This window comes from Clostridium sp. OS1-26 (assembly GCF_030915445.1).
Taxonomy (GTDB): Bacteria; Bacillota; Clostridia; order Clostridiales; family Clostridiaceae; genus Clostridium_AM.
On the sequence record NZ_CP133264.1, the window covers coordinates 1855623 to 1881189 of the forward strand.

Annotated in this window: 25 protein-coding genes; 24 read left to right on the forward strand and 1 reads right to left on the reverse strand. The window is 27.8% G+C overall.

Annotated features, from left to right (window positions below; genetic code table 11):
* Positions 1–96 precede the first annotated feature (96 nt).
* The 23 genes from sigI to RCG18_RS09365 all read left to right on the forward strand — a co-directional run bounded on the left by sigI (position 97) and on the right by RCG18_RS09365 (position 23697).
* The gene (sigI, locus tag RCG18_RS09255; protein WP_308041016.1) at positions 97–804 is read left to right on the forward strand and encodes an RNA polymerase sigma-I factor; all 708 of its coding nucleotides are present in this window, start codon (positions 97–99) and stop codon (positions 802–804) included.
* Between the two features lie 10 nt (positions 805–814).
* Positions 815–1576 (forward strand): anti-sigma factor domain-containing protein, encoded by a 762-nt coding sequence (locus RCG18_RS09260; protein ID WP_308041017.1) that lies wholly within the window; start codon positions 815–817, stop codon positions 1574–1576.
* Positions 1577–1732: 156 nt separating this feature from the next.
* Positions 1733–1939, forward strand: coding sequence for a hypothetical protein (locus RCG18_RS09265; protein ID WP_308041018.1), 207 nt, complete (start codon positions 1733–1735; stop codon positions 1937–1939).
* Positions 1940–2257: 318 nt separating this feature from the next.
* Positions 2258–3076: a hypothetical protein gene (locus RCG18_RS09270; RefSeq protein WP_308041019.1), complete on the forward strand. Its 819-nt coding sequence runs from the start codon at positions 2258–2260 to the stop codon at positions 3074–3076.
* Between the two features lie 127 nt (positions 3077–3203).
* Positions 3204–4607: a cell wall-binding repeat-containing protein gene (locus RCG18_RS09275; protein ID WP_308041020.1), complete on the forward strand. Its 1404-nt coding sequence runs from the start codon at positions 3204–3206 to the stop codon at positions 4605–4607.
* A 32-nt stretch (positions 4608–4639) separates the two neighbouring features.
* The gene (locus RCG18_RS09280) at positions 4640–5326 is read left to right on the forward strand and encodes a Wzz/FepE/Etk N-terminal domain-containing protein (protein ID WP_308041021.1); all 687 of its coding nucleotides are present in this window, start codon (positions 4640–4642) and stop codon (positions 5324–5326) included.
* Between the two features lie 25 nt (positions 5327–5351).
* Positions 5352–6071, forward strand: a complete 720-nt coding sequence (locus RCG18_RS09285; protein WP_308041022.1) for a CpsD/CapB family tyrosine-protein kinase — start codon at positions 5352–5354, stop codon at positions 6069–6071.
* Positions 6072–6229: 158 nt separating this feature from the next.
* Positions 6230–6898, forward strand: coding sequence for a sugar transferase (locus RCG18_RS09290; protein ID WP_308041023.1), 669 nt, complete (start codon positions 6230–6232; stop codon positions 6896–6898).
* 41 nt (positions 6899–6939) lie between these two features.
* The gene (locus RCG18_RS09295) at positions 6940–8289 is read left to right on the forward strand and encodes a UDP-glucose/GDP-mannose dehydrogenase family protein (RefSeq protein WP_308041024.1); all 1350 of its coding nucleotides are present in this window, start codon (positions 6940–6942) and stop codon (positions 8287–8289) included.
* A 24-nt stretch (positions 8290–8313) separates the two neighbouring features.
* Positions 8314–9513 (forward strand): beta 1-4 rhamnosyltransferase Cps2T, encoded by a 1200-nt coding sequence (gene cps2T / locus RCG18_RS09300; RefSeq protein ID WP_308041025.1) that lies wholly within the window; start codon positions 8314–8316, stop codon positions 9511–9513.
* Positions 9514–9690: 177 nt separating this feature from the next.
* On the forward strand, positions 9691–9999 hold the full coding sequence (locus RCG18_RS09305; protein ID WP_308041026.1) for a hypothetical protein: 309 nt from the start codon (positions 9691–9693) through the stop codon (positions 9997–9999).
* A 35-nt stretch (positions 10000–10034) separates the two neighbouring features.
* Positions 10035–10169 carry a hypothetical protein gene (locus RCG18_RS09310; RefSeq protein WP_308041991.1) on the forward strand — a complete coding sequence of 45 codons (135 nt, stop codon included), beginning with the start codon at positions 10035–10037 and terminating at the stop codon, positions 10167–10169.
* Between the two features lies 1 nt (position 10170).
* The gene (locus RCG18_RS09315) at positions 10171–11319 is read left to right on the forward strand and encodes a glycosyltransferase family 4 protein (protein WP_308041027.1); all 1149 of its coding nucleotides are present in this window, start codon (positions 10171–10173) and stop codon (positions 11317–11319) included.
* Positions 11320–11330: 11 nt separating this feature from the next.
* Entirely contained in the window at positions 11331–12257 is a 927-nt protein-coding gene (locus RCG18_RS09320; protein WP_308041028.1) for a glycosyltransferase, read from the forward strand.
* Between the two features lie 27 nt (positions 12258–12284).
* The gene (gene rfbA, locus RCG18_RS09325; protein WP_308041029.1) at positions 12285–13196 is read left to right on the forward strand and encodes a glucose-1-phosphate thymidylyltransferase RfbA; all 912 of its coding nucleotides are present in this window, start codon (positions 12285–12287) and stop codon (positions 13194–13196) included.
* Between the two features lie 11 nt (positions 13197–13207).
* Complete coding sequence (locus tag RCG18_RS09330) at positions 13208–14383, forward strand: glycosyltransferase family 4 protein (RefSeq protein WP_308041030.1); 1176 nt, start codon at positions 13208–13210, stop codon at positions 14381–14383.
* 36 nt (positions 14384–14419) lie between these two features.
* The gene (locus tag RCG18_RS09335; RefSeq protein ID WP_308041031.1) at positions 14420–15649 is read left to right on the forward strand and encodes a hypothetical protein; all 1230 of its coding nucleotides are present in this window, start codon (positions 14420–14422) and stop codon (positions 15647–15649) included.
* A gap of 116 nt (positions 15650–15765) precedes the next feature.
* Entirely contained in the window at positions 15766–16776 is a 1011-nt protein-coding gene (locus tag RCG18_RS09340; protein ID WP_308041032.1) for a glycosyltransferase family 2 protein, read from the forward strand.
* A gap of 21 nt (positions 16777–16797) precedes the next feature.
* On the forward strand, positions 16798–17769 hold the full coding sequence (locus RCG18_RS09345) for a glycosyltransferase (RefSeq protein ID WP_308041033.1): 972 nt from the start codon (positions 16798–16800) through the stop codon (positions 17767–17769).
* Between the two features lie 33 nt (positions 17770–17802).
* On the forward strand, positions 17803–19356 hold the full coding sequence (locus RCG18_RS09350; protein WP_308041034.1) for an oligosaccharide flippase family protein: 1554 nt from the start codon (positions 17803–17805) through the stop codon (positions 19354–19356).
* Between the two features lie 193 nt (positions 19357–19549).
* The gene (locus RCG18_RS09355) at positions 19550–20455 is read left to right on the forward strand and encodes a polysaccharide pyruvyl transferase family protein (protein ID WP_308041035.1); all 906 of its coding nucleotides are present in this window, start codon (positions 19550–19552) and stop codon (positions 20453–20455) included.
* Between the two features lie 20 nt (positions 20456–20475).
* Positions 20476–21462 (forward strand): UDP-glucose 4-epimerase GalE, encoded by a 987-nt coding sequence (galE, locus tag RCG18_RS09360; protein ID WP_308041036.1) that lies wholly within the window; start codon positions 20476–20478, stop codon positions 21460–21462.
* 282 nt (positions 21463–21744) lie between these two features.
* Positions 21745–23697: a DUF4962 domain-containing protein gene (locus RCG18_RS09365; protein ID WP_308041037.1), complete on the forward strand. Its 1953-nt coding sequence runs from the start codon at positions 21745–21747 to the stop codon at positions 23695–23697.
* Between the two features lie 89 nt (positions 23698–23786).
* Here the strand turns inward: RCG18_RS09365 and RCG18_RS09370 are convergent, their stop codons facing one another.
* A complete protein-coding gene (locus RCG18_RS09370) occupies positions 23787–24308 on the reverse strand; it encodes an acyltransferase (RefSeq protein WP_308041038.1) in 522 nt (173 codons plus the stop codon).
* 503 nt (positions 24309–24811) lie between these two features.
* Between RCG18_RS09370 and RCG18_RS09375 the strand changes: the two genes are divergently transcribed.
* Positions 24812–25405 carry a serine O-acetyltransferase gene (locus tag RCG18_RS09375; RefSeq protein WP_308041039.1) on the forward strand — a complete coding sequence of 198 codons (594 nt, stop codon included), beginning with the start codon at positions 24812–24814 and terminating at the stop codon, positions 25403–25405.
* The last annotated feature ends 162 nt before the right edge of the window (positions 25406–25567 follow it).

Consider the following 25567-nt stretch of genomic DNA (forward strand, 5'->3'; position numbering starts at 1 on the left):
GGTGTGACAATAGAATTAAAGAAATGTCATTATATACCTTAATTTGCAAAGGCTACATAGCGAATACATATTAAGTAGCTTTAAAGTGAGGTGGTAATGATGTTTTTATTTAAGAGATCTCTTGAAGAACGAGTAGAAAAAGCTAAAAAAAATAAAGAAGAGTTAAATAAATTAATTGAAACATATAAGCCTTTTATAGCGAGTACTATGCAGAAAAAAACAGGAAGGTTTCTGCAATACGGATATGATGATGAACTCACTATTGGTATGATGGCATTTAAAGAAGCTGTAGATTCATATGATAAAAGTAAAGGGAAATTTTTAAACTTTGCAAAAATGGTTATTAATCTTAGATGTATAGATTATTATAGGAAAAATGGAAAACATAAAGAAATGATATGTTTGCAAGGGCTTTATGAATCGGAAAATGAAGTAGCATGTAGCCAGATAGAAAATAAGGCAATTGAAGAGTATCAAAATCAAGAAGAAAACAAAATGAGAAAATTGGAAATTCAAGAATACGAGAAAGAATTAAAAAAATGGGGAATCGAATTTTGCGAGTTGGTACAAGCTTCTCCAAAACAACAAAAGCTTAAAAATCTTTATAAAGAAGTTGCTCAATTTATTGTACGTGAATCAGATATATTAGATAACTTAGTAAGTACAAAACGATTACCGATAAAAGAAATACAGAAAAATATTCCTATTCATCGTAAAAAAATAGAGAGAGGACGAATTTATATTATAGCACTGGTAGTTGTGTTAATCGGGGATTATAAATTTATACGAGAGTACATAGAGTGAAGGTGAAAGTATGAAAGGAATAGTATTACAACGGTTAGATGATAAAATTATTGTATTGACAAAAGATGGAGATTTTGTAGAAGTAGATAAGCCTAATGATTTTGTAGATATTGGAGAAGAAATTGTAATTAATAGGCCAGAAAAAGATAAAAAACTAATTTTTAGACATTTCATCTATGCTGCAGCTGTATTTTTAATGTTTTTTGTAGGAGGTTATAGCGCATATGCTTACTATACACCTAAAGGATATGTAAATGTAGATATAAATCCAAGTATTGAAATTGCTTATAATTTATATGGAAAACCTATAAAACTGCGGGCCTTGAATGAGGATGGAAATAAGGTTATTAAAAAGATAGATAAGTCTCATCTTAAATCCGTAGATATTGTAATTAATGAAATTATTAAAATATCTGAAGAAGAGAGGTTTATTTCAAAGGAAAAGGAAAATACAATTATAATAACTGTAACGGAATTGGATAAGAAAATTGATGATCAAAGTTTAGAAAAAGCAGTAGATAATTATATTAAAGAAAGTAAAATAGCGGCGAAAACAATTTTTTTAAAAGGAAACAAAACAATATATGAAAAGGCTAAGGAACAGAACATATCTCCTTGTAAACTTATTTTAATAGATCAGGCAATAGAAAAAAGTTCAGGACATGAATTAAATGACATTGATAAAAAATCTGTAAAAGAGATTATAAATATAATCAATGAAGAAGAAGGATATAAATCTAATGAATTGCAAAAGAAAAAACAGATAAAATAAAATCAAATGCAGATCAAAAAATAAGTATAGAAGAAGATAAGTCTAAGAATACACAATATGCAAATAAAGAAAATGATACATCAAAAGAGAAAACAAAAGAATATAAAAATCAGCAAAAAGAAATAAAATTCAATAAACATAAAGAAGATAAAGAAAATGAAGAAAAAGACAAAGAAAATAAAGAAAAATCAAAAGAACAAGAAAAAGAAAATAAAGAAAAAGCAAAAGAACAAGAAAAAGAAAATAAGGAAAAAGCAAAAGAACGAGACAAAGAAAATAAAGAAAAAGATAAAGAAAAGAATAAAGAAAAGAATAAAGATAAAGAAAAGGATAAAGAACAAAAAAGAACAACATAAAAAATAAAAAAGATTTCACATAGAATTTTGTGAAACTGAATTAACGCTAAACTACTCTAAGTCTTATGTCTGATATAAATTATTTATCATACATAAGGCTTGGAGTTTTTTTTATATTACCCCCACTAATTTAACATTAATATACGAATTTATATAATAAATGGTAATGTAATTTAGTTCAATGACAAAAATCACCTATAATCTTGCACTTTTTAAGTTCACCCATAACAGAAAAAACAAAGAAATATTAGCTGCTTTGTGCGTAAAAATAGCCATGATAAGGGGCTTTGTACCTTATACGTTAATATAAATTGGAGGAAAAAAGATGAAAAGAAACACATTAAAGGTTTTATTAGCATGTACTGTAGCTTCAGTATTGATAATAAGCTCAGTAGCAGCAACAACTGTAAAAGCAGCAGGGGTGGCACCACCAGAAAATACTAATGAACATGAAACAGCAGCTAAAGTTTCTCAGGGGAAGGAGACAAGCAACTCCTATTATACAGTAAAATTAAATGGAAAAGAATTGAAGATGAGCAAAAACTTAAGTAGTAAAAAGGCCGATAAAAAGGATGATAAAAAGGAGAACAAAAAGAACGATAAAAATGAGGATAAAAAGGACAATAAAAAGGATGACAAAAATGAGGATAAAAAGAATGGTAACAAGGGTGAACAAAATTTAAGATTACTTGACACTCAAGTTAGCAATTGGGTGAAGTATGTTGAACAAAAGCACCCACAAGGGTTACATGCAATTGCTGATGTTTCTCAGTCAAATCATAAGCTAACTATAAAATTAGCTAATCCTAATGATACATTATATGGAGCTTATAGTAAATTTGTTAATAAGTACAATTTACAACATGCTTTAGGCCAGGCTCAAAATATTCTGTTTGATGAAAAGAATGGATATGCTGTGACTAAGGTAGTTAAAGTAGGTCACGGCAATAAAACTGTTTATGATGCTAATTCTCAAGATAAAACAGTTAGTACCTTATTAGAGAGTGCATTATCATTAAATGATTTACAAGATGCAGAAGCATTTAAGTCCATAAAATATAAAGACCTAAAAGGTAATTATAAAGTTTATCTAAAGTATAAGGGTGAAAACATAAGTACGCCTTATATGGTACAAGTTGATTAAAAAGCACATAATTAATTTCTGTAATACCCACATATAAATATGAAAGCCAACAGCATCAGGTCCTGTTGGCTTTTAAAGATAATAAACTTAAAAGATTATATAAAACTTACTGAAAGGAAGAGTATTTATGTTAAAAAGAAATAAAAAATTTATCTCATATGTTCTTAGTGTATTTGTTATTACAAATTTTATAGCATTTAATACATCAAAAGTTTCAGCGGCTTCAAATAGATTATGGGGACAAGATAGATATCAAACATCAGCAGCAATATCCAAAGCAGGTTGGACAAATTCTGAATATGTAGTGATAGCAAGTGGTGAAGATTATGCTGATGCACTATGTGCTGCTCCACTAGCAAAAAAATATAATGCACCAATACTTCTAACTGAAAGTGCTACTTTAAATGACAATGTAAAACAAGAAATAAAAAGATTAAATGCTAAACATGTTTTTATAATAGGGAAATATGCTTCAGTTTCACAAAACACTGAAAATGAAATAAAATCCTTAGTAGGTGATATAAAGCGTCTTGGTGGGAATGATAGATACGAAACTTCAGTTATAGTTGCAAAGGAACTTGAAAATATAAATGGAATTACAGTTGCATCAGGATATGGATTTGCTGATGCACTTTCTATAGCCTCTATAGCTGCACAAAAAGGTATGCCTATACTTTTAACTGATAAAGATCAGTTGCCAGAAGTAGTAAAAAATTATATACAAGAAAATAGTGTAAATATAAAAAATTCATATATAATAGGTGGACAGGGAGTTATAAGCGATAACACCGCACAACAAGTATCTAAAACATCAGTAAGACTTTATGGTCAAGATAGATTTGAAACAAATTTAAATATAATGAAATATTTTAAACAAGATCTTCAATTCGATAATTTATATGTTGTTCAGGCAGATGGACCAACCGGAAAGGAATTTGCAGATGCTCTATCAGGCTCAGCTTTATCAGCAAAAAATTCCTCGCCAATAATATTAACTTATGAAACGATTCCGCCTGCAGCAGAAAGCTTTATAAAAGAAAATATAGAAACAAAATCTAATATAATTGCATTAGGCGGAGCTGCAGCAGTACCAGAAAGCATTGTAAAAACCCTTGAAAATTATATTGATTCAAGCAACTTATCTCAGACTTCTGATGGTTCTGATGGAGATATACAATTTGTTTTTGCAGATGCTTCCGAATCTTCATTTAATGTTTATCAACAAGATGGACAGACTATTGACATAGTAGATAAAATATCAAAAAGTAATTTAACCCAAATAAGAATTTACTCAGCAACCGCAAAAACTTTAACACTTTCAATAAATGGATACAAGGCTGATGAAAATGTATCAAGTGGATGGACAGATTTTGAAGTTCCAACAGCATTTATAGGATTCGATAACGGAGCCCCTGGTGTATCTCAAGTAGGTCTTGACGGGTTAGAGGCTGAAAATAACAAGGATGGAAGGCTTGATTTGATAGTAGGAGATAATACGGATGCTAAAAGTTTAGTTATAAAGTATAGATAACTAAATTACAATATAAGGAGGATGCACATTCTATGGGTGGCGAAATGGCATTAGATTTAAAGGATCTTTTCTACATAATTAAAAATAGGACAAAGCTAATACTTATAATAACTATTGCATGTACACTTATATCAGGGATTTTAAACTTTTTCATTATTAAACCTACATATGAAGCAAGTGCAAGTATTGTTGTAGGAAAATCTGATAATGATCCAAATAATAAGTCTTCTCAGTATAATTATAATGATATTATGATGTTCCAAAAACTTGTAAAGACTTATGCTGAAATAGGAAGGTCTAGAGCTGTTGCTGAAAATGCTTCGGCAAAATTGAAAAATATATCAGCAGATAAACTTGAAAGTATAATTAATGTAACACCACAAAACGATACTCAAATAGTTGAATTTAAAGTAAAAAATAACAGTCCACAAGAAGCATATCTTATAATGAATGCTGTTACTGATGCTTTTATACAAGAATCAAAAAGAATATATCCAACTGGAAGTATACAAGTAATGGATGGAGCTAAGATTCCACAAAAACCTATTAAACCAAATAAGACTTTAAACGTAGCTATAGCATTTTTCATTGGGCTTGTGGCATCTGTAGGGCTTACATTTGTACTTGAATATATGGACAGTACTATAAAAACAGAAGAGAATATAAATAGATATTTAGGTATTCCTGTTATAGGCATAATACCAAGGGACAACAATTAATTAACTAATAAACGGAGTGAATGATATGGAAAACAAAAGCATTGTAACAGTAAAAGATCCCCAATCCTCCATTGCAGAGGCATATAGGACCTTGAGAACAAATATTCAGTTTTCATCCTTTGATAATAAGGTTCAAATAATAGTTGTAACAAGTTCAGAGCCAGGAGAAGGAAAGTCTACCACTGCTGCAAATCTTGCGGTGGTTATGGCTGAAAGTGGAGCTAAAACTATATTGATAGATTGTGACCAAAGAAAGCCATCATTACATAAGATATTTTCATTATCTAATCAAACTGGTATATCAGATTTACTTGTAGGCAATGTAGAATTTCAAGAAGCAGTTAAAAGTACTGAGATTCAGAATCTTGATGTTCTGACTTCTGGTACAAGACCTCCAAATCCAGCTGAACTTCTAGCTTCATCAAAAATGAAGCAATTTTTAGAAGGATTAAGACAAAACTATGAATATATTATAATAGACACGCCTCCAATAATAGCTGTAACAGATGCTCAGCTTCTTTCAAGCTATGCTGATGGCTGCCTTTTAGTAGTTGCTTCATCACAAGTAGACAGGAAGGCGGCAGAAAAAGCTAAAGAGCTTTTACAAAAGGTTAATGCTAAGATATTAGGAGCGGTGCTTAATAAGTTAGAAATGAACGAAAAGAGATATTACTATAATTATTATTATGGAAATGACGGTTATAAATTTAGAAAGAAAAAAGAAAAGCGGAAAAGTAATACATAATTCGTTTTTTATATTTGAATATGGCATTCTAAAATAACAATCTATATGTGATTAGAGAAAACACATATAGATTGTTATTTTTTTGATTTTTTTTAATTATACCCCATTAATAGAAAAAAGTTTACGTATGTATATAATAAAGGGAGGAGAGGTATAAAATGGTAGAGATCAGAGGGGAAAGTTTTAAGTACATTGTTGGACATTTGAAAGCTTATGAAAAAAGTACAAGCTATTACATTACAAAAAGGGTTGTGGATTTTTTAGGAGCATTATTTGGAATTATTGCATTAAGTCCTTTAATAATTATAACGGCTATAGCTGTAAAGTTGGACTCCAAGGGACCTATATTCTTTGCGCAGAAAAGAGTAGGGCAAAACGGAAGAATATTTTATATGTATAAGTTTAGATCTATGGTAACTAATGCAGAAGAACTTTTACACAAGCTTAAAGATAAGAATGAAATGACAGGTCCTATGTTTAAGATGAAGAATGACCCAAGAATAACTAGAGTAGGAAAATTTATAAGAAAGACAAGTATAGATGAGCTTCCTCAATTATTTAATGTGCTAAAGGGTGAAATGTCATTAGTGGGGCCAAGACCTAATCTATCAAGGGAAGTAGAAAAATTTACAGAACGTCAGAAAATTAAACTTTTAGCTAAGCCAGGGTTAACTTGTTATTGGCAGGTTATGGGTAGGAATGATATAGATTTTGAAGAATGGATGGAACTAGATGTAAAGTATGTAAAAGAAAGAAACATTTGGATTGACATAGCTCTTATATTGAAAACGGTGAGGGTGTTGTTTGGAGATGAAGGAGCAAGGTAGCATTTTAAGTTGCATGATAAATTAATTAGGAGTGATTAATATTGAAAATTGTAGTGGCAGGAACAGGATATGTTGGATTAGTTACAGGTGCATGTTTAGCACATTTAGGACATAGTGTAACTTGCGTGGATACTAACGAAGAAAAAATAGAACTAATGAAACAAGGTATATCGCCAATATATGAACCTGGATTAGATGAAATACTTAAAAAAAATTATGAAGAAGGTAGATTAGATTTTACAATTGATTATAAATCAGCATATAAAGATGCAGATGTAATTTTTATAGGTGTAGGTACTCCAGAAAGAGAAGATGGTTCCGCTAACCTGGATTATGTATATAAAGCTTCCGAGCAAATAGCTGAAAATGTAGAAAAAGATTGTTTGGTTGTTGTTAAATCAACAGTTCCAATAGGAACTAATGATAAAGTAGAAGAATTTCTAAAGGAACATTTAAAAAATGATGTTCAAATAGAAGTGGCTTCAAATCCAGAATTCTTATCTCAAGGAACAGCAGTTAAAGACACTTTGTATTCTAGTAGAATAGTAATAGGTATTAAATCGGATAGAGCTAGAGATACTTTGAGAGAAGTGTATGAAAGATTTAATCAACCAATAGTTGTAACTAATAGAAGAAGTGCTGAGATGATAAAATATGCATCTAATGATTTTTTGGCATTAAAGATATCATTTATTAATGAAATTGCTAACTTTTGCGAAATTGTTGGAGCGGATGTTGAAGATGTGGCAAATGGAATGTCTTATGATCCAAGAATAGGAGACAAGTTCTTAAAAGCAGGCATAGGATATGGAGGATCTTGTTTCCCTAAAGATACTAAGGCACTTCATTGGCTTGCTAATGATAATGGATATGAGTTAAAAACTATAAAAGCAACAATAGAGGTAAATGAAAATCAAAAATATAAATTATTTAGAAAAGCTAAACAGAGATTTAAAAGTTTAAAAGGAATGAAAGTGGCAATTTTAGGATTAACATTTAAACCAGGAACAGATGATTTGAGAGATGCACCTTCAATACCAAATGTTAGAAGACTGTTAGATGAAGGAGCAGAAATCGTGGCATATGATCCAGTAGGAGAAGAAAACTTTAAAAAACTATTTCCAACTGAAATCACATATGTAAAAACTCCAGAAGAAACTTTAAAAGGTGCAGATGCAGCATTTATATTTACAGAATGGAATGAAATTAAATCTTTACACTTAAATATATACGAAGAATTAATGAATACTCCTGTTATATTTGATGGAAGAAATTGTTATGAAATTAACGATGTAGAAGAAAAAGCAATAGAATATTATTCTGTCGGAAGAAAGGCTATTTTAAACTTAAAAGAAGATGCTAAAAGTGAAGCAGCTATGGCAATAGCATAGGATAATGCATAAGGGGATTGGAAAATGAAGCATGTATTTATTATAGGCTCTAAAGGAATACCCGCAAAATATGGCGGATTTGAAACCTTTGTTGAAAAACTAACAGAAGGACAGAAAAGTAAACAAATAAAATATCATGTTTCTTGCTTAGCAGAGGATTATAAGAACTTTAAACATAATGGAGCTAGATGCTTCAACATAAAAGTACCGAATATTGGACCTGCAAAAGCAGTTTATTATGATATAGCAGCACTAAAAGAAAGTATTAAATGTATAGAAGATAATAAAATAAAAAATTCAATTGTATATATTTTAGCATGTAGAATAGGACCATTTGTCGGATATTATAAAAATAAATTAAAAAAGTTAGGTGGGACTTTAATTGTTAATCCAGATGGTCATGAATGGAAGAGAGCTAAATGGAATAAAGCTATAAGACAATATTGGAAAGTTTCAGAAAAATACATGGTTAAACATGCAGATTTATTAATATGTGATTCAAAAAATATAGAGAAATATATAAAAGAAGATTATAAACAATATGATCCAAAGACGACTTTTATAGCTTATGGAGCTGATGCTGAAAAATCAAAATTAACAGATGAGGATAGTACTTTACTTCAATGGTATAAAGAAAAAAATGTTAAGAAGAAAGAATACTATTTAGTAGTTGGTAGATTTGTTCCAGAAAATAACTATGAAACTATGATAACTGAATTTATGAAATCAAAGACCAAAAAGAATTTTATATTAATAACTAATGTAGAGAAAAATAAATTCTATGAGCAATTAAGAGAAAAGACAAACTTTGATAAAGATAACAGAATAAAGTTTGTTGGAACAGTTTATAACCAAGAATTATTAAAAAAGATTAGAGAAAATGCATATGGATATTTTCATGGACATGAAGTAGGTGGTACTAATCCCTCTTTATTAGAAGCACTAGCTACAACCGATTTAAATATATTATTAGATGTTGGATTTAATAGAGAAGTAGGAATGGATGGTGCTTTATATTTTAATAAGAAAAATAGAAATTTAGCTAATCTTATAGATAAACTAGATAATATTGATGAAGAATATATAAAAACTTTGGGCTCTAAAGCTAAAAGTAGAATAAAAAAGGAATATACATGGAGTTATATTATAGACAAATATGAAGATCTATTAGTTAATAAAATATTCCATGGTTTTGTAAATGAAGAAAAGAGGAAATATGTTTAAAAGAATAGATAAGAATAATATAAGTACACTGGATTTAATTTCAATATTAAGTTCTACTTTATTAAAAATAATAAGGGATTTCTTGCTAAGGCTTTTTTTGCTAAGTCTGATGGATTAATATTTATAGGGAAAAGAACTAAAATATCTAATAAGAATAAGATAATAATAGGTAAAAATATGAAATTCGAAATGCACTGCGAAGTACAAGGGCTAAGTAAACGAGGACTAGTATTTGGAGATAATGTGACCATAGGAAATTCAGCTATGATAAGACCATCTAGTTACTATGGAGTGGAGGTAGGAGAAGGACTGAAAATGGGTAATAACTCTTCAATTGGTCCTATGAGTTATATTGGATGCGCTGGATATATAAACATTGGATCGAATGTTATGATTGGTCCTAGAGTAAGCTTTTTGCAGAGAATCATAATTTTAATGATACCTCAAGCACAATTAAATCACAGGGAGTTATTAGAAAAGGAATAATCGTTGAAGATGATTGTTGGATAGGAAGTGGAGTTATAGTACTTGATGGGGTGACTATTGGTAGAGGGAGTATTATAGGTGCAGGAACAATTGTTACAAAAGATATTCCGCCCTATAGTATTGTTGTTGATAAAAGAGAAAAAATAGTGAAATCAAGGATGGAAAATTAGTATGAAAAATATATTATATTTACATGCAGGAGCTGAATTGTATGGGGCAGATATTGTTTTATTACAATTATTGAAGAATATTGATAAGAAAAGTTTTAAACCGTATATTGTACTTCCATGTGATGGACCACTAGTTAAAAAGTTTAAAGAAAATAATATAGAAGTTGAGATTGTAGAATACCCAATATTAAGAAGGAAATTTTTTACTCCAATTGGAATGTTGAGATATTTCAAAGATTATATAAAGTATTCTCGAGAAATAAAGAGAATAGCATCTGAGAAAAATATAGATATAATTCATACAAATACAGCAGCTGTATTGGAAGGAATATATATAAAGAAAAAACTTAAAATACCTCAGGTTTGGCATATACATGAAATTATAGTAAAACCTAAAGTTGTACATAAATTTATAAGTTTTCTTTTATCTAAATATGCTGATGAAGTAGTAACAGTGTCTCAGGCTGTAAAAGAACATTTAAAGAGCACAGGATATTTTAGGAAAGATATTAAAGTAATCTATAACGGTGTAGATAACAATATATTTAACCCTAATAATGAAAAGGAATATATAAAAAAAGAGTTTAATATACCAGATGATGCAGTTATTGTTGGCATGATAGGAAGAGTAAATGCATGGAAAGGACAAGCTGATTTTCTTAAAGCAATAGATATAGTATTAAAGAAAAATAGTCATGTCTATGCAATGATGGTTGGTGGAGTATTTGAAGGCGAAGAATGGCGGAAAGATGAATTAGAAAAACAAATTAAGACTATGGGAAATAAAGATAGAGTAATCTTTTCTGATTATAGAAGTGATAGTAAAAATATTCATTCTCTATATGATATCTTTGTTCTTCCAAGTACTAATCCTGACCCTTTACCTACAGTTGTTTTAGAAGCAATGGCAAGTGGAACACCTATTGTTGGATATAGACATGGTGGAGTGTGCGAAATGGTAAAAGAAAATTATAATGGATTTCTTTCAAAAGTTGGAGATATTAATGATCTGGCAGCGAAAATAGAGTATCTAGTAAAAGATGAAAGTAAAAGAAAGGAATTTCAGAATAATTCACTTAATAGACAAAAATTAAGTTTTTCATTGGAAAATTATATATCTAAGTTTGATGAATTATACCAAAAATTATAGGAGGAGAAAAAATGAAATCGGCAAATAGTAATGAGTTAGTTAGCGTAGTAATACCAACTTTTAATAGAGCAAATAGAATTATAAAAACTATAGAAAGTGTACTAAGCCAAACTTATGATAATTTGGAAATAATTATAATTGATGATAATTCAAAAGATAATACTTATGAAGTTATTCAACCTTATTTATCAGAAGATATAAGATATTATAAAAATGAGATCAATGTAGGAGGAGCTAAATCAAGAAATATAGGAGTCACACACTGTAGAGGTGATTTGGTTGCATTTTTAGATAGTGATGATGAATGGTTACCAGAAAAGATAGAATTACAAGTAAATAAATTTAACACCAATAATAATATTGACATGGTTTATACAGAGTATTATTTAGTTAATGAAAATAATAATAAAAAGCATATTTTTAAAGAAAATGAAGAATTGGATAATGAATTGCTATCAATATTATGTAAAAATTTTATTGGAACAACATCTACTATATGCATAAAGAAAGATGTTTTTAATAAAATAAAAGGATTTGATGAACAACTTCCAAGTTGCCAAGATTGGGACTTATATATGAGAGTATTAAGTAATGGATATAATATAGCGAGGATAGATACACCTTGTTTGAATTATTATTATCATAATAACAGTATAACTGGAAATGTTAATAATGTTATTAAAGGTCATGAGATAGTATTAGAAAAAATAAAAAAATTAATTAAGAGTAAAAATATTGATAATAGAAGCTATAAAATAATAATGTCATCTAATTATGAACGATTAGCCCATATATATATGAAAAATAAAAAAATAAGGGAAGGAAGAAAATATTTCATAAAGGCCATAAATAGTAATTTTAAGAATGTGAAAGCTGTAAATCACTTGATATTAAGCGTAGCTAACGAAAGTATTTATTATAAATTGAAAAAGATCTAATAAAGGTAAAAAGTAGAGGTGAAGCTAATGAAAGGTATAGTATTAGCAGGAGGTTCAGGAACAAGACTCTATCCTGTGACAAAAGCGATGTCAAAGCAAATGGTGTCAATATATGATAAACCAATGATTTATTATCCAATGTCAGTTTTAATGCTTACAGGGATTAAAGATATATTAATTATTTCAACACCAAGAGATATAGTTAATTTTAAAGAACTTTTTAAAGATGGACAAGAGCTAGGCTTGAATATTCAATATGCAGTTCAAGAAAAGCCTAATGGACTTGCAGAAGCCTTCATCATTGGAGAGGAATTTATAGGTGATGATAATGTAGCTATGATTTTAGGTGACAATATATTCTATGGACAAAGTTTTTCAAATCATCTAAAAGAAGCAGCAACCTTGGAAGATGGAGCATATGTATTTGGGTATTACGTACAAAATCCAAAAGCTTTTGGGGTGGTTGAATTTGACGATAATGGTAAAGTCATTTCTTTAGAAGAAAAACCTGAAAAACCAAAGTCAAAATATGCAGTTCCGGGGCTTTATTTTTATGATAATTCAGTAGTTAAAAAAGCTAAAGAATTAAAGCCATCTGAAAGAGGAGAACTTGAAATAACTGATTTAAATAAAGCTTACATGGAAGAAGGAACCTTAAAGGTTCAACTATTAGGTAGAGGTATGGCTTGGCTTGATACAGGAACTCATGCATCTATGCTTCAAGCATCTAATTTCGTTGAAGCAGTTCAAAATACTCAAGGAACATATATAGCATGCCTTGAAGAAATTGCTTATAGACAAGGCTGGATAAGCTCACAAGAAGTTATTGAACTTGCAAAATCATTAATTAAAACTGGATATGGTAAATATTTAGTAAGCATAGTAGAAGAAATTGAAACAAAAAAGGCGAGAGGAGAAGTTGCAGCGACAGCGAAATAGGTGAATAAAAAATGAAGATTTGCTTTGTTATGACTAACATATTTAGTTTGGGTGGAGTACAAAGAGTTGTATCAGTCTTATCTAATGAATTAATTAAAGAACATGAAATAGATATATTATGCATTTCAGAAAAACTAAAAGGCAATAATGATTTATATAATTTAAACCATAAAATAAATGTAGAATTTAATAATAGCTTAAACAAAACAAATATATTAAGCAAAATTTTTAGAAAAATAATTAAAGATGTTAATAGAAAAACTGGCATACTAAATAAGGAAACTCATTATAAAAAATTAATCAATACATATTTTCCTAATAAAGCTAGAAAAAAGTTTGCGGAATACTTAAATAAAAAGCAATATGATGTAATTATAGGTGTTGAAGGATTATATAGTATCTTGTTGGGGTCTATCAAAGAAAATTTAAATTCAAAAGTTTTAGGTTGGCAACATAACTCTTATAATGCATATTTAAAAAATCCAAATAGATACTATTGGAATTTAGATATCTTATTTAATAAATATATATACAAATTAGATAAATATGTTGTTCTAACCAATCATGATAAAATTATCTATAAAAATGAAAAAAATATAGATTGTGATGTAATATATAATCCACTTAGTTTTGAGTCTAATGAAAAATCTACTTGTAGTAAAAAAAATATTCTATTTGTTGGAAGATTAGAAGGACAGCAAAAAGGATTAGATTTGCTTGTACAAGCATTTAGCAAAGTTTGTTCAAAAAATAAAGATTGGATATTGAAGATAGTTGGAGATGGATCTGATAAAGAAAAATTAGAACAATTAATTGAAGGTTTAAAGTTAACTGAAAGAGTTAAGATTGAACCATCTACAAATAATATAAAAGAATATTATTTAGATTCCTCAATATTTGTTTCCTCATCAAGATGGGAAGGGTTTGGACTTGTAATAACTGAAGCTATGGAATGTGGATTGCCAGTAGTGGCATTTGCTAATTCGGGTCCAAGAGAAATAATAAGTAAGAATTATGAAAATGGAATATTAGTACCCTGTGAAGATGTTGATTCATTAGCCAATGCAATGCTTGATTTAATAAATAATGAAGAAAAAAGAAAAGAGATATCTGAAGAATCTATAAAGAGGGCCGAAGATTTCAATATAGAAAATATTGTAAAAAAATGGAATGAAGTTTTATATTAAAGATAAAAATATTTGAGAAAATAAGGAATTAAAAAGATGTATATAAACAAAAATGAGATACAGATTAATAATAAAAAATCCATTGTATTTTTACTAATATCACTCTTTGTTTTTTCGCAGGAATTAAGGGTGGGAATTATAGGAAATAAATTTTCTAATATTAATATTTTAGCTCTAGTTAGTTTAGGGGTATTAGTAATAAAGAATTTTAGAAAAATTAATAAAAAAAAATTAATGCTTCTACAATTAACTATACTAATTTACATATCTACATCGATGATTTATGAAAATAAGATTATTACTATAATAAATTTTATTGTAGCATTTATTATTCCACTGATATTAGTAATTGTAGAAGTAGATAATAATACAATAGAATATGCATTCAAAATAACTATAATTATTTTAAATTTGATAATACTTATTATAACTATTATAGGAATATTAGAAATGATATTTCATATTAACATAAATCCTATTATTAGCAATTTTATGAGTGAGAGGACCAGAGAACAAATAATAGAAAGTAGTATGTCAACACAAGATAAAAGATTATATTCATTTATGGGACATCCTTTATTTAATACAGAATTGTATTTAATGTTTTTTATATTAAATAACCTGTATAGTAAGTATATAAAAAAACAACAATGTCCATTATGGATACTAGCTGTAGCTGTTGTTGGAATAGCCTTTACTGGAAGTAAGACTGGGATTATTCTTCTATGTGTAAGTACTATTACTTTATTTAAATGTAGTAATAAATTAAAAAAGCTTCTTACAATTATCTGTGGATCATTTATTGCATTAGAAAGTGGACTTCTTGATACATTAATGTCTAGATTTACATCAGGAAGTTTGACTACTGGAAGAAGTGAAATGTGGGATGAAATACAATCACTAAATTTATATCCAATAAAATTTTTTACTGGATATGGATTGGGATTTACCTTTACATTTAATTCTTATTTAACGTACGCATCAGCAGCATATGAATATCCTATACGAATGTTTTCTTTAGAGATTGGGATGTTAACGGCTATTATGATTTATATATTTCTTTTTGCCATACCGACTATAGTTTTGATAAGAAGAAAACATATATATATATATATATGTTATTTAGTAATTTTTTTAGACGTTAATACTTTTAATGGTTTATCTACAAGTGGAGATAAAATGCTTATATTTAGTTTCTTTATATTTTTAATATTAAATTTATCCAAACTACTAAAAGAAGAGCAACTAGCAAAGAAAAGCAATTAGATTCTAAAGTAAATCTTTATAAAGAAATTAAGATAAATTATTTCTTTATTATGAACTAGTCATAATCATAATAATAAAAAATATAAAAGAAAATATAATAAATTTAGGAGAATATTATGATTGAAGTTAGTATAATAATTCCAATATATAATTCTGAAAAATATTTAAGAACATGCCTAGATTCTCTAATAAATCAAACGTTTGAAAAGATAGAAATAATATTAGTAAACGATGGATCTAAAGATGAATCACTTAAAATAATGAATGAATACAAAGCCAAAGATAAAAGGATAAAAATTATCAGTCAAGAGAACCAAGGCCAAGGTGAAGCGAGAAATAATGGTATTAAAATTGCATGTGGAAAGTATATAACATTTGTCGATAGTGATGATTGGATAGCTGAAGATCATATAGAAAATCTTTATGAAATGGCAGTTAATAACAATGCGGATATTTCAGTCTGTAATATGGTTATGGTTAGAGAAAAAGATTTGAAGAATATAAAATTAGAAATGTTTACAATTAAAGAAATGATTGGGGAGGATGCAGTAAAAGAACTACTCCTGGACAAGCAATTAAAAAGTTATCCTTGCGGGAAATTATATAAAAAAATTATTTTTATTGAAAACAATATATTCTTTCCTCAAAAAATGTTTTATGAGGATTTAGCAATTATATTACAAGCTTTCTTTTTTTCAAACAAAGTAGTTTTTTCAAATAACTATAGTTATTTCTATTTACAAAATAGTAACAGTAGCACAAGAAACCCAAATATCAACAATTTATGGGATAGATTAAAGGCCTTAAATATGATTAAAACATTTTTTATTGAAAAAAATGTTTTTGATAAATATAAATATAATTATAAACATTTATGCTTATTCCATTTGTACTTACTAGTAAATCAAATAGATAATTGGAATTTAAATATAAAATTTAATGAAGTAATACGACCTATTTTAATATTAATAGAGGAAGAAACTTTAAGCGCTAAAATAATTAACAATACTCAACTAGATAATAAGATTAAGAAAGATTTAATTTTATTATGTAAAAATCAATGCTTATATAAATGTTACTGGCTAGTAAGGAAATTTATGAGAAATATAAAAAATAATATTAAATAAAAATTAAGAAATGAGGGTATTATGGTTTCGCTTAGTATAATAGTTCCTATTTATAACGTAGAAAAATATCTTGAAAAGTGTATTAAATCAATATTATCTCAAACATATAAGGATTTTGAATTAATTTTAGTAGATGATGGTTCTCCAGATAAATGTGGAGTAATATGTGATGAGTATTTGAAAATGGATAATAGAATACGAGTAGTTCACAAAAAAAATGGAGGATTAAGCTCTGCAAGAAACGCAGGATTAAAAATTGCTATAGGCGAATATGTAGCTTTTGTAGATAGTGATGATTGGATAGAAAAAAATATGTATGAAAAACTGTATGGAGAAGCTAAGAAGAATAATGGGGATATAGTACAATGTAAATTTTTGAAAGTAAATGAAGAATATACACAAATTAACAATAGTAAAATTGGCAATATAAATATTATAAACAATTTAGAGGCATTAAATAACCTATATAATGAAAGATATATTGAAACAGTAGTAACTTGGAACAAAATATATAGACGCTGTTTATTTGATAATATAATTTTCCCAGAAGGTAAAATACATGAAGATGAATTTACTACGCATAAATTATTATATAAGGCAAACAAAGTAGTATTAATAGATGAAGAATTATATTATTATAGGCAAACTCCTAATAGTATAATGAATAGTGGATTTAATATAAAAAGATTAGATGGTTTAGAAGCAATAAGTCAAAGAATGGAATTTTTTAAACAAATAAGAAATAAGGATCTGTTTGAGAAGACATTAAGAAAATATGAGTATATTTTAAAAAAGAATTATTTTATGTGTGAGTCTTCATTACATAATAAAAATATTTTGAAAAAAATAAGAACTATGTATAAAGATGTATTTAGCAAATATATTCTTAGTAATAAAACGAAAATTAAAGAAAAGATAATGTCTATAATCTTTTTTATAAGTCCACGTGCTTATAAAAATATACAAACCTTAAGAGGAAAAGAAATATATTAATAATTATATTTTGAAAATTTAGGAGTAAACAAGATGAAAAATAAACAATTAACAATAAACATGGCAGCCAATATGTTTGCGTTTATTGTAAATATAGGCATTAATTTCTTTTTCACACCATATTTGATTAGAACTATAGGAAAAGAAGCATATAGCTTTTTCCCGCTAGCAAATAACTTTATAGGTTATGTGAACATAATTGCAGTTGCATTAAATTCGATGGCAAGTAGATTTATAACAATTAAAATTCATGAAAGTGATAATAAAGGAGCAAATACATATTTTAATTCTGTATTAATGAGCAATACAATACTTGCATTACTTTTGATTTTTCCATCGCTAATATTTGTACTGTTTATTAATAATATTTTGCAAGTGCCAAGTGAGATATTACGTGATGTACAATATTTATTTGGTTTAGTATTTGCTGGAATGATTTTAAATATACTAACGTCTGTTTTTGGAGTTGCAACATTCGCAAAAAACAGATTAGATTTAGCTTCAAAAAGAAATATAGAATCAAATATTATTAGAGTATTTGTTTTAATTTTAATGTTTGGCCTATTAAAACCCAATGTATCTTATATTGGAGTAGCAAATTTAGCAGTCATTATATTTATATTAGGTACGAACATCTATTATACAAAAAAGTTACTACCTGAAGTTATTGTAAATAAAAAATATTTTGATTTTAAGGCAGTTAAAGAATTACTTTCATCTGGAGTATGGAATTCAGTAAATCAGTTAAGTATTGTGCTATTAACAGGATTAGATTTACTAATAGCAAATATGTTTATAGGGGTAACAGCAGCAGGAGAATATTCTATAGTTAAAACTGTTCCTAATTTTATTCAACAATTAGTGGGAATGTTAGTAGGAGTTTTTATCCCACAGTTTACGATATTATATGCACAAAAAAAACACGAAGAGCTTTTAGATAGTATAAATAAGTCAATTAAATTTATGGGGTTAATTATAACAATACCTATAGCTTTCTTAATTGTATTTGGAGATACTTTTTTTAGTTTATGGATTCCAGGAGAAAATTCTAGTAAATTATATTTATTATCAAATTTAACTATTATTCCAATGCTAGTTACTGGTAGTATTAATACCATATTTAATGTCTATACAGTAACAAATAAATTGAAAATTCCAGCTTTAGTTTTACTTATTACAGGTATTATAAATACATTAGTGGTTTTTATATTAATTAAAACAACTAGTTTAGGGATTTTAGCAATTCCAATAACTTCATTTATCATAGGATTATTGAGAAACTTGATTTTTACGCCAATATATGCTGCAAGATGTTTAGGCGTAAAATGGAATACATTCTATAAAGCAATAACTAGAGGATGTATTTGTGCATTAACAATGATGGTATGTTGCTATATTTTTAAGCTTAGTTTTACCATAAATTCATGGATTACACTTATAGTAATAGGTGGTATATGTTTAATAATTTCTTTAATTATTAATATGTTTATTGTATTTAAAAAAGAAGATAGAAATGAAATTATGAAAAATATTTTTACATTACTGCATATAAAAAAGATAAAATTAAAAAGTGATAAGAGTGCATAAGTTATTATTATACACTAGAGTAGAATTAATTTAAAATGCTTAAATTAATAAAAATGGAGGGAATAAGTTTGGGATTAAAAGAAAAGGTAAAAAATATAGTTAAAATTATATCTAGCATAAGAACAATAAATAAATATAAAAAATATAAACACCAAAAAAGATTATATATTTGCTATCACCTTTATATGGTAATATGGGAGATCAAGCTATTGCTTATGCAAGTTTAAAATTTTATAAGGAAAATTTTAAAGACTATAAAATTTTAGAATTAGATAGGTTTCAAATATATCGGGAATATTTTTCAATAAAAGGTTGCTTGAATAAAGATGATATTATAGTTCTACAGGGTGGAGGAAATATGGGAAATCTTTACATGCACGAAGAAGAACCAAGACGTTTTGTTATAAAACACTTTAAAGATAATATGATAATATCTATGACTCAAACAATAAGTTTTACGAATGACGAATTTGGTAGAAAAGAGAAAGAAAAAACTCAAAAAATTTATAACAAGAATAAGAAATTAATTTTATTAGCTAGAGAAGATACTTCATATAATGAAATGACTAAATTATTTAGTGCAAATGTAATTAAGGTTCCTGATATAGTATTTTACCTTGCAGATACAATGGATAGTGATAAAAAGAGAACTCTTATTACTACATGTTTAAGAAACGATAAAGAGTCTATTTGGAAAAATAAAAAGGATAAATTTATAGGTATGTTGAAAGAAGAATATAATGATGTATTTATCTATGATACTGTAATAAATAGACAAGTTACTTTTAAATCTAGGATGCTTGAGTTAAATACTATGTGGGATAATTTTAAAAAGTCAAAAGTAGTAGTAACAGATAGATTACATGGGATGATATTTTGTGTAATTACTAAAACGCCATGTATAGCGTTAAAATCTCTTGATCATAAAGTAGTAGAAAGTTATAAGTGGATTAAAGACTTAGACTATATAGAATTAGTTGATGATTTAGATTATGACAAAATAAAACCTATTATTGAGAAATTTAAATCGAAACAAGTTACTGAGAAATTAGGATTTAATAATAAATATTATAATAAATTGGTTAGAACATTAAAATAGTATAAAGGGAGAACAATTTTATGAGTATTTTAGTTTGTGGAGGAGCAGGCTACATAGGAAGCCACATGATAGCTGAACTCTTAGAAAAAGGTGAAGATGTTGTAATAATAGATAATTTTCAAAAAGGCCACAGAGATGCCATACTTGGTGGTAAAGTTTATAAAGGAGATTTAAGAGATAAAAAAATATTAGATAAAGTTTTTACTGAAAATAACATAGAAGCAGTTATTGATTTTGCTGCAGATTCTTTAGTAGGTGAAAGTGTAATTGAACCATTAAAATATTTTAATAATAATGTTGGTGGTACTATAAATTTATTAGAAGCAATGAGAGATTATAATGTTAAAAATATAGTTTTTTCATCCACAGCCGCTACTTATGGAGAACCGGATAGAGTACCTATAGAAGAGGAGGATAAAACTTTTCCAACTAACCCTTATGGTGAATCAAAACTAACAGTAGAGAAAATATTAAAATGGTGCGATAAAGCATATGGAATTAAATATACTGCTTTAAGATATTTCAATGCTGCTGGAGCGCACGTAAGTGGTAAAATTGGAGAAGATCATAAACCAGAATCTCACCTAATTCCAATCATACTTCAAGTTGCTTTAGGACAAAGGGATAAAATAATGATTTATGGTAATGATTATAGTACAGAAGATGGAACTTGCATAAGAGATTATATACATGTAACTGATTTAGCTAATGCTCATTTGCTTGCAGTAAATAGATTAAAAAACGGTGGACAAAGTATTATTTGTAATCTAGGTAATGGAACTGGATTCTCAGTAAAACAGGTCATAGAAGTATGTAGGAAAGTTACAGAATGTAATATTGAGGCTGAGGTTGCACCAAGAAGAGAAGGTGACCCAGCTATTCTTATTGCTTCAAGTGATAAAGCTAAGAAACAATTAGGTTGGAATCCTAAGTATAATTCAATTGAGACTATTGTAGAAACAGCGTGGAATTGGCATAAGAATCATCCTTATGGATATGAAAAATAATCATTCATTAAACTTATTTTACAAATAATTATATTTATTAATAAATTATAAGCTTACTTTTAACTAAAAATTGGATGTTAGGCATATATATATGAATTAGGTAAGTAATTATATATATTTAAGATTTAGAATAACTCTAATAAACCTAAATTTACACTATATTAATGTAAATTTAGGTTTTATTTCATAATGCCAATTCACCATTTTTAAATGATATTCTTTACTCATTATATACAACTCATATGTTGTATTTGAAACTTTGGAGGTATAGTAATTATAATTATGAAGAAAAATCGCTTTAAACTAATTAGTTTACAACTCATCTGTACAGTTCTTTTAATGATATCTTCTGATTCAATTGGAAGCGTTAATAGTTTTAATTATATCCAAAGCAGTAATACTAATGTAGTTATTAAAAGTATTAAAGAACATCCAAGAATTATTGCCAGTAAAAATGATTTTAATAATCTAAGGAGAATCATAAATACTGATGATCATGAAAAACTATGGGATAAAAAATTGAAAGTTTCTGCAGACAAAATACTTAGTGATTCAACAGTTAAGTATGAGTTAGAAGATGACATAAGACTTTTGCCTATAAGTAGACAGGTACTAGAAAGAGTGTATACTTTGGCAATTATGTATAAATTGCATGGAGATAGTAAATATAAAGATAGATTGTGGAAAGAAATTGAAGCGGTAAGTAAATTTAAAGATTTTAATCCTAAACATTTTCTTGATACAGCAGAAATGATTAATGCACTAGCTATTGCATATGATTGGCTTTACTATGATTGGAGCTATAAACAAAAAGAAATTATAAGAAATATGATAATACAAAAAGGTTTAAATCCTGCTCTAAAGTTATATATGAGTAACTCTAATGATAGTTGGTGGAAAAATAGTAATGCCAATTGGAATCTTGTTTGTAATGCTGGTGTTGGTATAGCAGCCTTGGCCATAGCAGAGGAAGAGCCAGTAATATGTAATGCCATTTTAGAATATGTGATAAAATCTATTCCAAATGGTATTAAGGGTTATGCGCCAGATGGAGCATGGAATGAGGGTACAGATTATTGGCAATATGGGACCGTATACTTAAGCTCGCTAATTTCATCAATGGAAATTGCATTAGGAACAGATTTTAATTTATTAAGTAGTTCAGGACTAGAAAAAACGGGAGACTTTATAATTCATGCATCTGGACAAGAAAAATATAGTTTTGGATATGGAGATAGTAGTGGAAGGAAAGTTTTAGGGCCGGAATTGATGTGGTTAGGTAAAGTATATAATAAGCCTTATTATATATGGCAGAGAATCATAGATGCAGATAGAAATCCAACAGCATTAGATATGTTGTGGTATGCTAGCAAAAGTTATAGTAATGCTAAAAAAACTGAAATGCCTTTAGATGATTATTTTAGGAGATCAGAAATAACAACTTTTAGAAGCTCATGGAATGATCCAATGGGAATATTTGCAGCAATTAAAGGGTTTAACTCTGAAGACAGAAGTCATACTGATCTTGATAGTGGAGATTTTGTACTAGAGTCTGATGGGGTACAGTGGGCTGAGGAACTAGGAGGCGATAACTATAATTTACCAGGATATTTCAATATGAGTAAAAATAATTTAAATCGTTGGAGTTATTATAGAAAAAGAGCAGAGGGGCAAAATACAATAGTTATAAATCCAAATAAAGGAGCAGATCAAAATCCTAATGGAATAACTAAAGTAGTTTCTTTTAAGAGCATGATTGATAAAGCATTTTCTATAATTAATACAACTTCAGCATATAATGATGCTGTTAAGACTTTAAGAGGATTAATGATATTTGATAATAGAAAGAAAGTTTTATTGCAGGATGAAATAGAGCTTAAAGATTTTGGAGATGTTTGGTGGTTTATGCATACCAGTAAGAATATATCCATAGAAGATAATGGACAGACAGCCGTATTAAGTGATGGAAATAAGAAGCTTTGGATTCATATTATATCTCCAGATAAAAATTTAAGATTTACTGAAATGGATGCAAAACCTCTTAGTTCCTCACCAAATCCAATGGGCCAGAATAAAAATGAGGGAATAAGAAAGCTTACTATTCATGTAAATCATGTAAAGAAATTAAATATTGCTATAGTATTTGTTCCTGAAGACAACAATACCATTATTGGTAATATTCCTAAATTTACACCTTTAAACTTATGGGGGGATTGGCAAGCCTTCTCGAGCTAAGGTGATATTTGTCAGAGAAATATTGGAATTTTGACTACGTGTTGACAAGTATGGATAAATGAAAATAATACTATTTCAATGTTATGATATTATGGATCTAGTCTTTTTATTAATTTAGCAGGAACTCCACCGTATATACAATTTGGTTCACAATCTTTGTTTACCAAAGAATTGGCTGCAATAATAGTGCCTTTACCGATAGTTACATTTCCCAAAATGGTAACTCTAGCACCAATCCAGCAACCATCCTCTATATGAATAGGTGGGAATATAGACCTTCCAGCTCTTTTGTTGCTATCGCCTATTTCATGAGTATCTGATATTAACAAAACTTCTGGAGCAATATCAACATTATTGCCTATTGTTACATTAGGACGAATTATACATTTTTGATTTATAAAAGTATTGTTACCTATTATTATTGGTAAGTTTGAGTTTCCGCATAATTCTGTGTGTCTTAAAATAATAACATTATGCCCTATTTTAAGACCTTTTTTATCTGCATAAATTTTTATATTTTGGAAAGAACAACTTTTACCTATATTATATTTAAATGAATATAATTTTGTTCTAGTACGTTTAATAACAGCATTAATAATTTTTTTTAACATTACAGAACCCCCTATATCGTGGCTATTGTAGTATTTATATTATACTATAATTATTTATAAGATGGACAATAAGAATATAAAATCTAAAATATTAATTTACAATAGAAAAATATTCTAATGCAATATATAAATTTGAACATACCCAGATTGATACAAAGCCCCATATTTTTAAATATGGGGCTTTGCAGTTTTTACTACTATAATCCTTATATGTATTAAAGAAAATACCTATGAGGATTGTTATTTTTTGATTTTTTTATCCTACCGCAGTAATTGAAATTAATATACGTATATATATAATATAGGAATAGGTGGCTATATTTGGTACAAGTTAGAGGTGAAGATTTATTTAGTTACAGGTGGAGCAGGTTTGATTTTATAGGTTCAAATTTTGTTATATATGTTGAGTAAATATAGTGAAAGTAAAAAATGATATAACGTGAAAACAATGTAAAATATATAAACATTTTAATTATTATATATAACTTACTAGGGGGATTATAATGAATCTAAAAGAATTAAAGTATTATATATATGCGGATTTGTATAGGATTGGTGTAGTAAGTAAGAAAAGAATCATAAGAACTTTGGTTTTTGCTGAATCAACAGGAACAAAATATATTATGTTAATGAGATTATGTAGATATTTATATGAAAATAAAAGAAAATTTTTATTTAAGATTTTATCATTTAAGTTAAATAAATATAAAATTAGATATGGTATTCAAATTAATCCTACTTGTGATATAGGTGAAGGTTTAACAATACCTCATTGTGGGACAATCGTATTAGCAGGAAAAGTTACAATAGGGAAAAACTGTACTTTGCTACAAGGAGTTACGATTGGTTCAAATTTATTTAAAAGTAGATTTGATGTAGCTACTATAGGCGATAATGTTTTAATTGGAGCTGGTTCTAAAATAGTAGGGCCTATCAAAATAGGTGATAATGTAACTATAGGAGCAAATTCAGTTGTTACGAAGGATATTCCATCGGGAACAGTTGTTGCTGGAAACCCAGCGAAAATCATTTCACATAAAGATTCAATTGTAATATATGGAGATTATTGCAGCAAAGAGGAATTTATGAAAAGGTAGTAAAAATCATCATGTTTATCCCAAATTTCTTCTAATGGTGGCATTTTACTATTACAATCCTTATATGTATTAGAGAAAATACCTATAAGGATTTTTATTTTTTAATTTTTTTATCCTACCGCAGTAATTAGAATTAATATACGTATATATATAATATAGGAA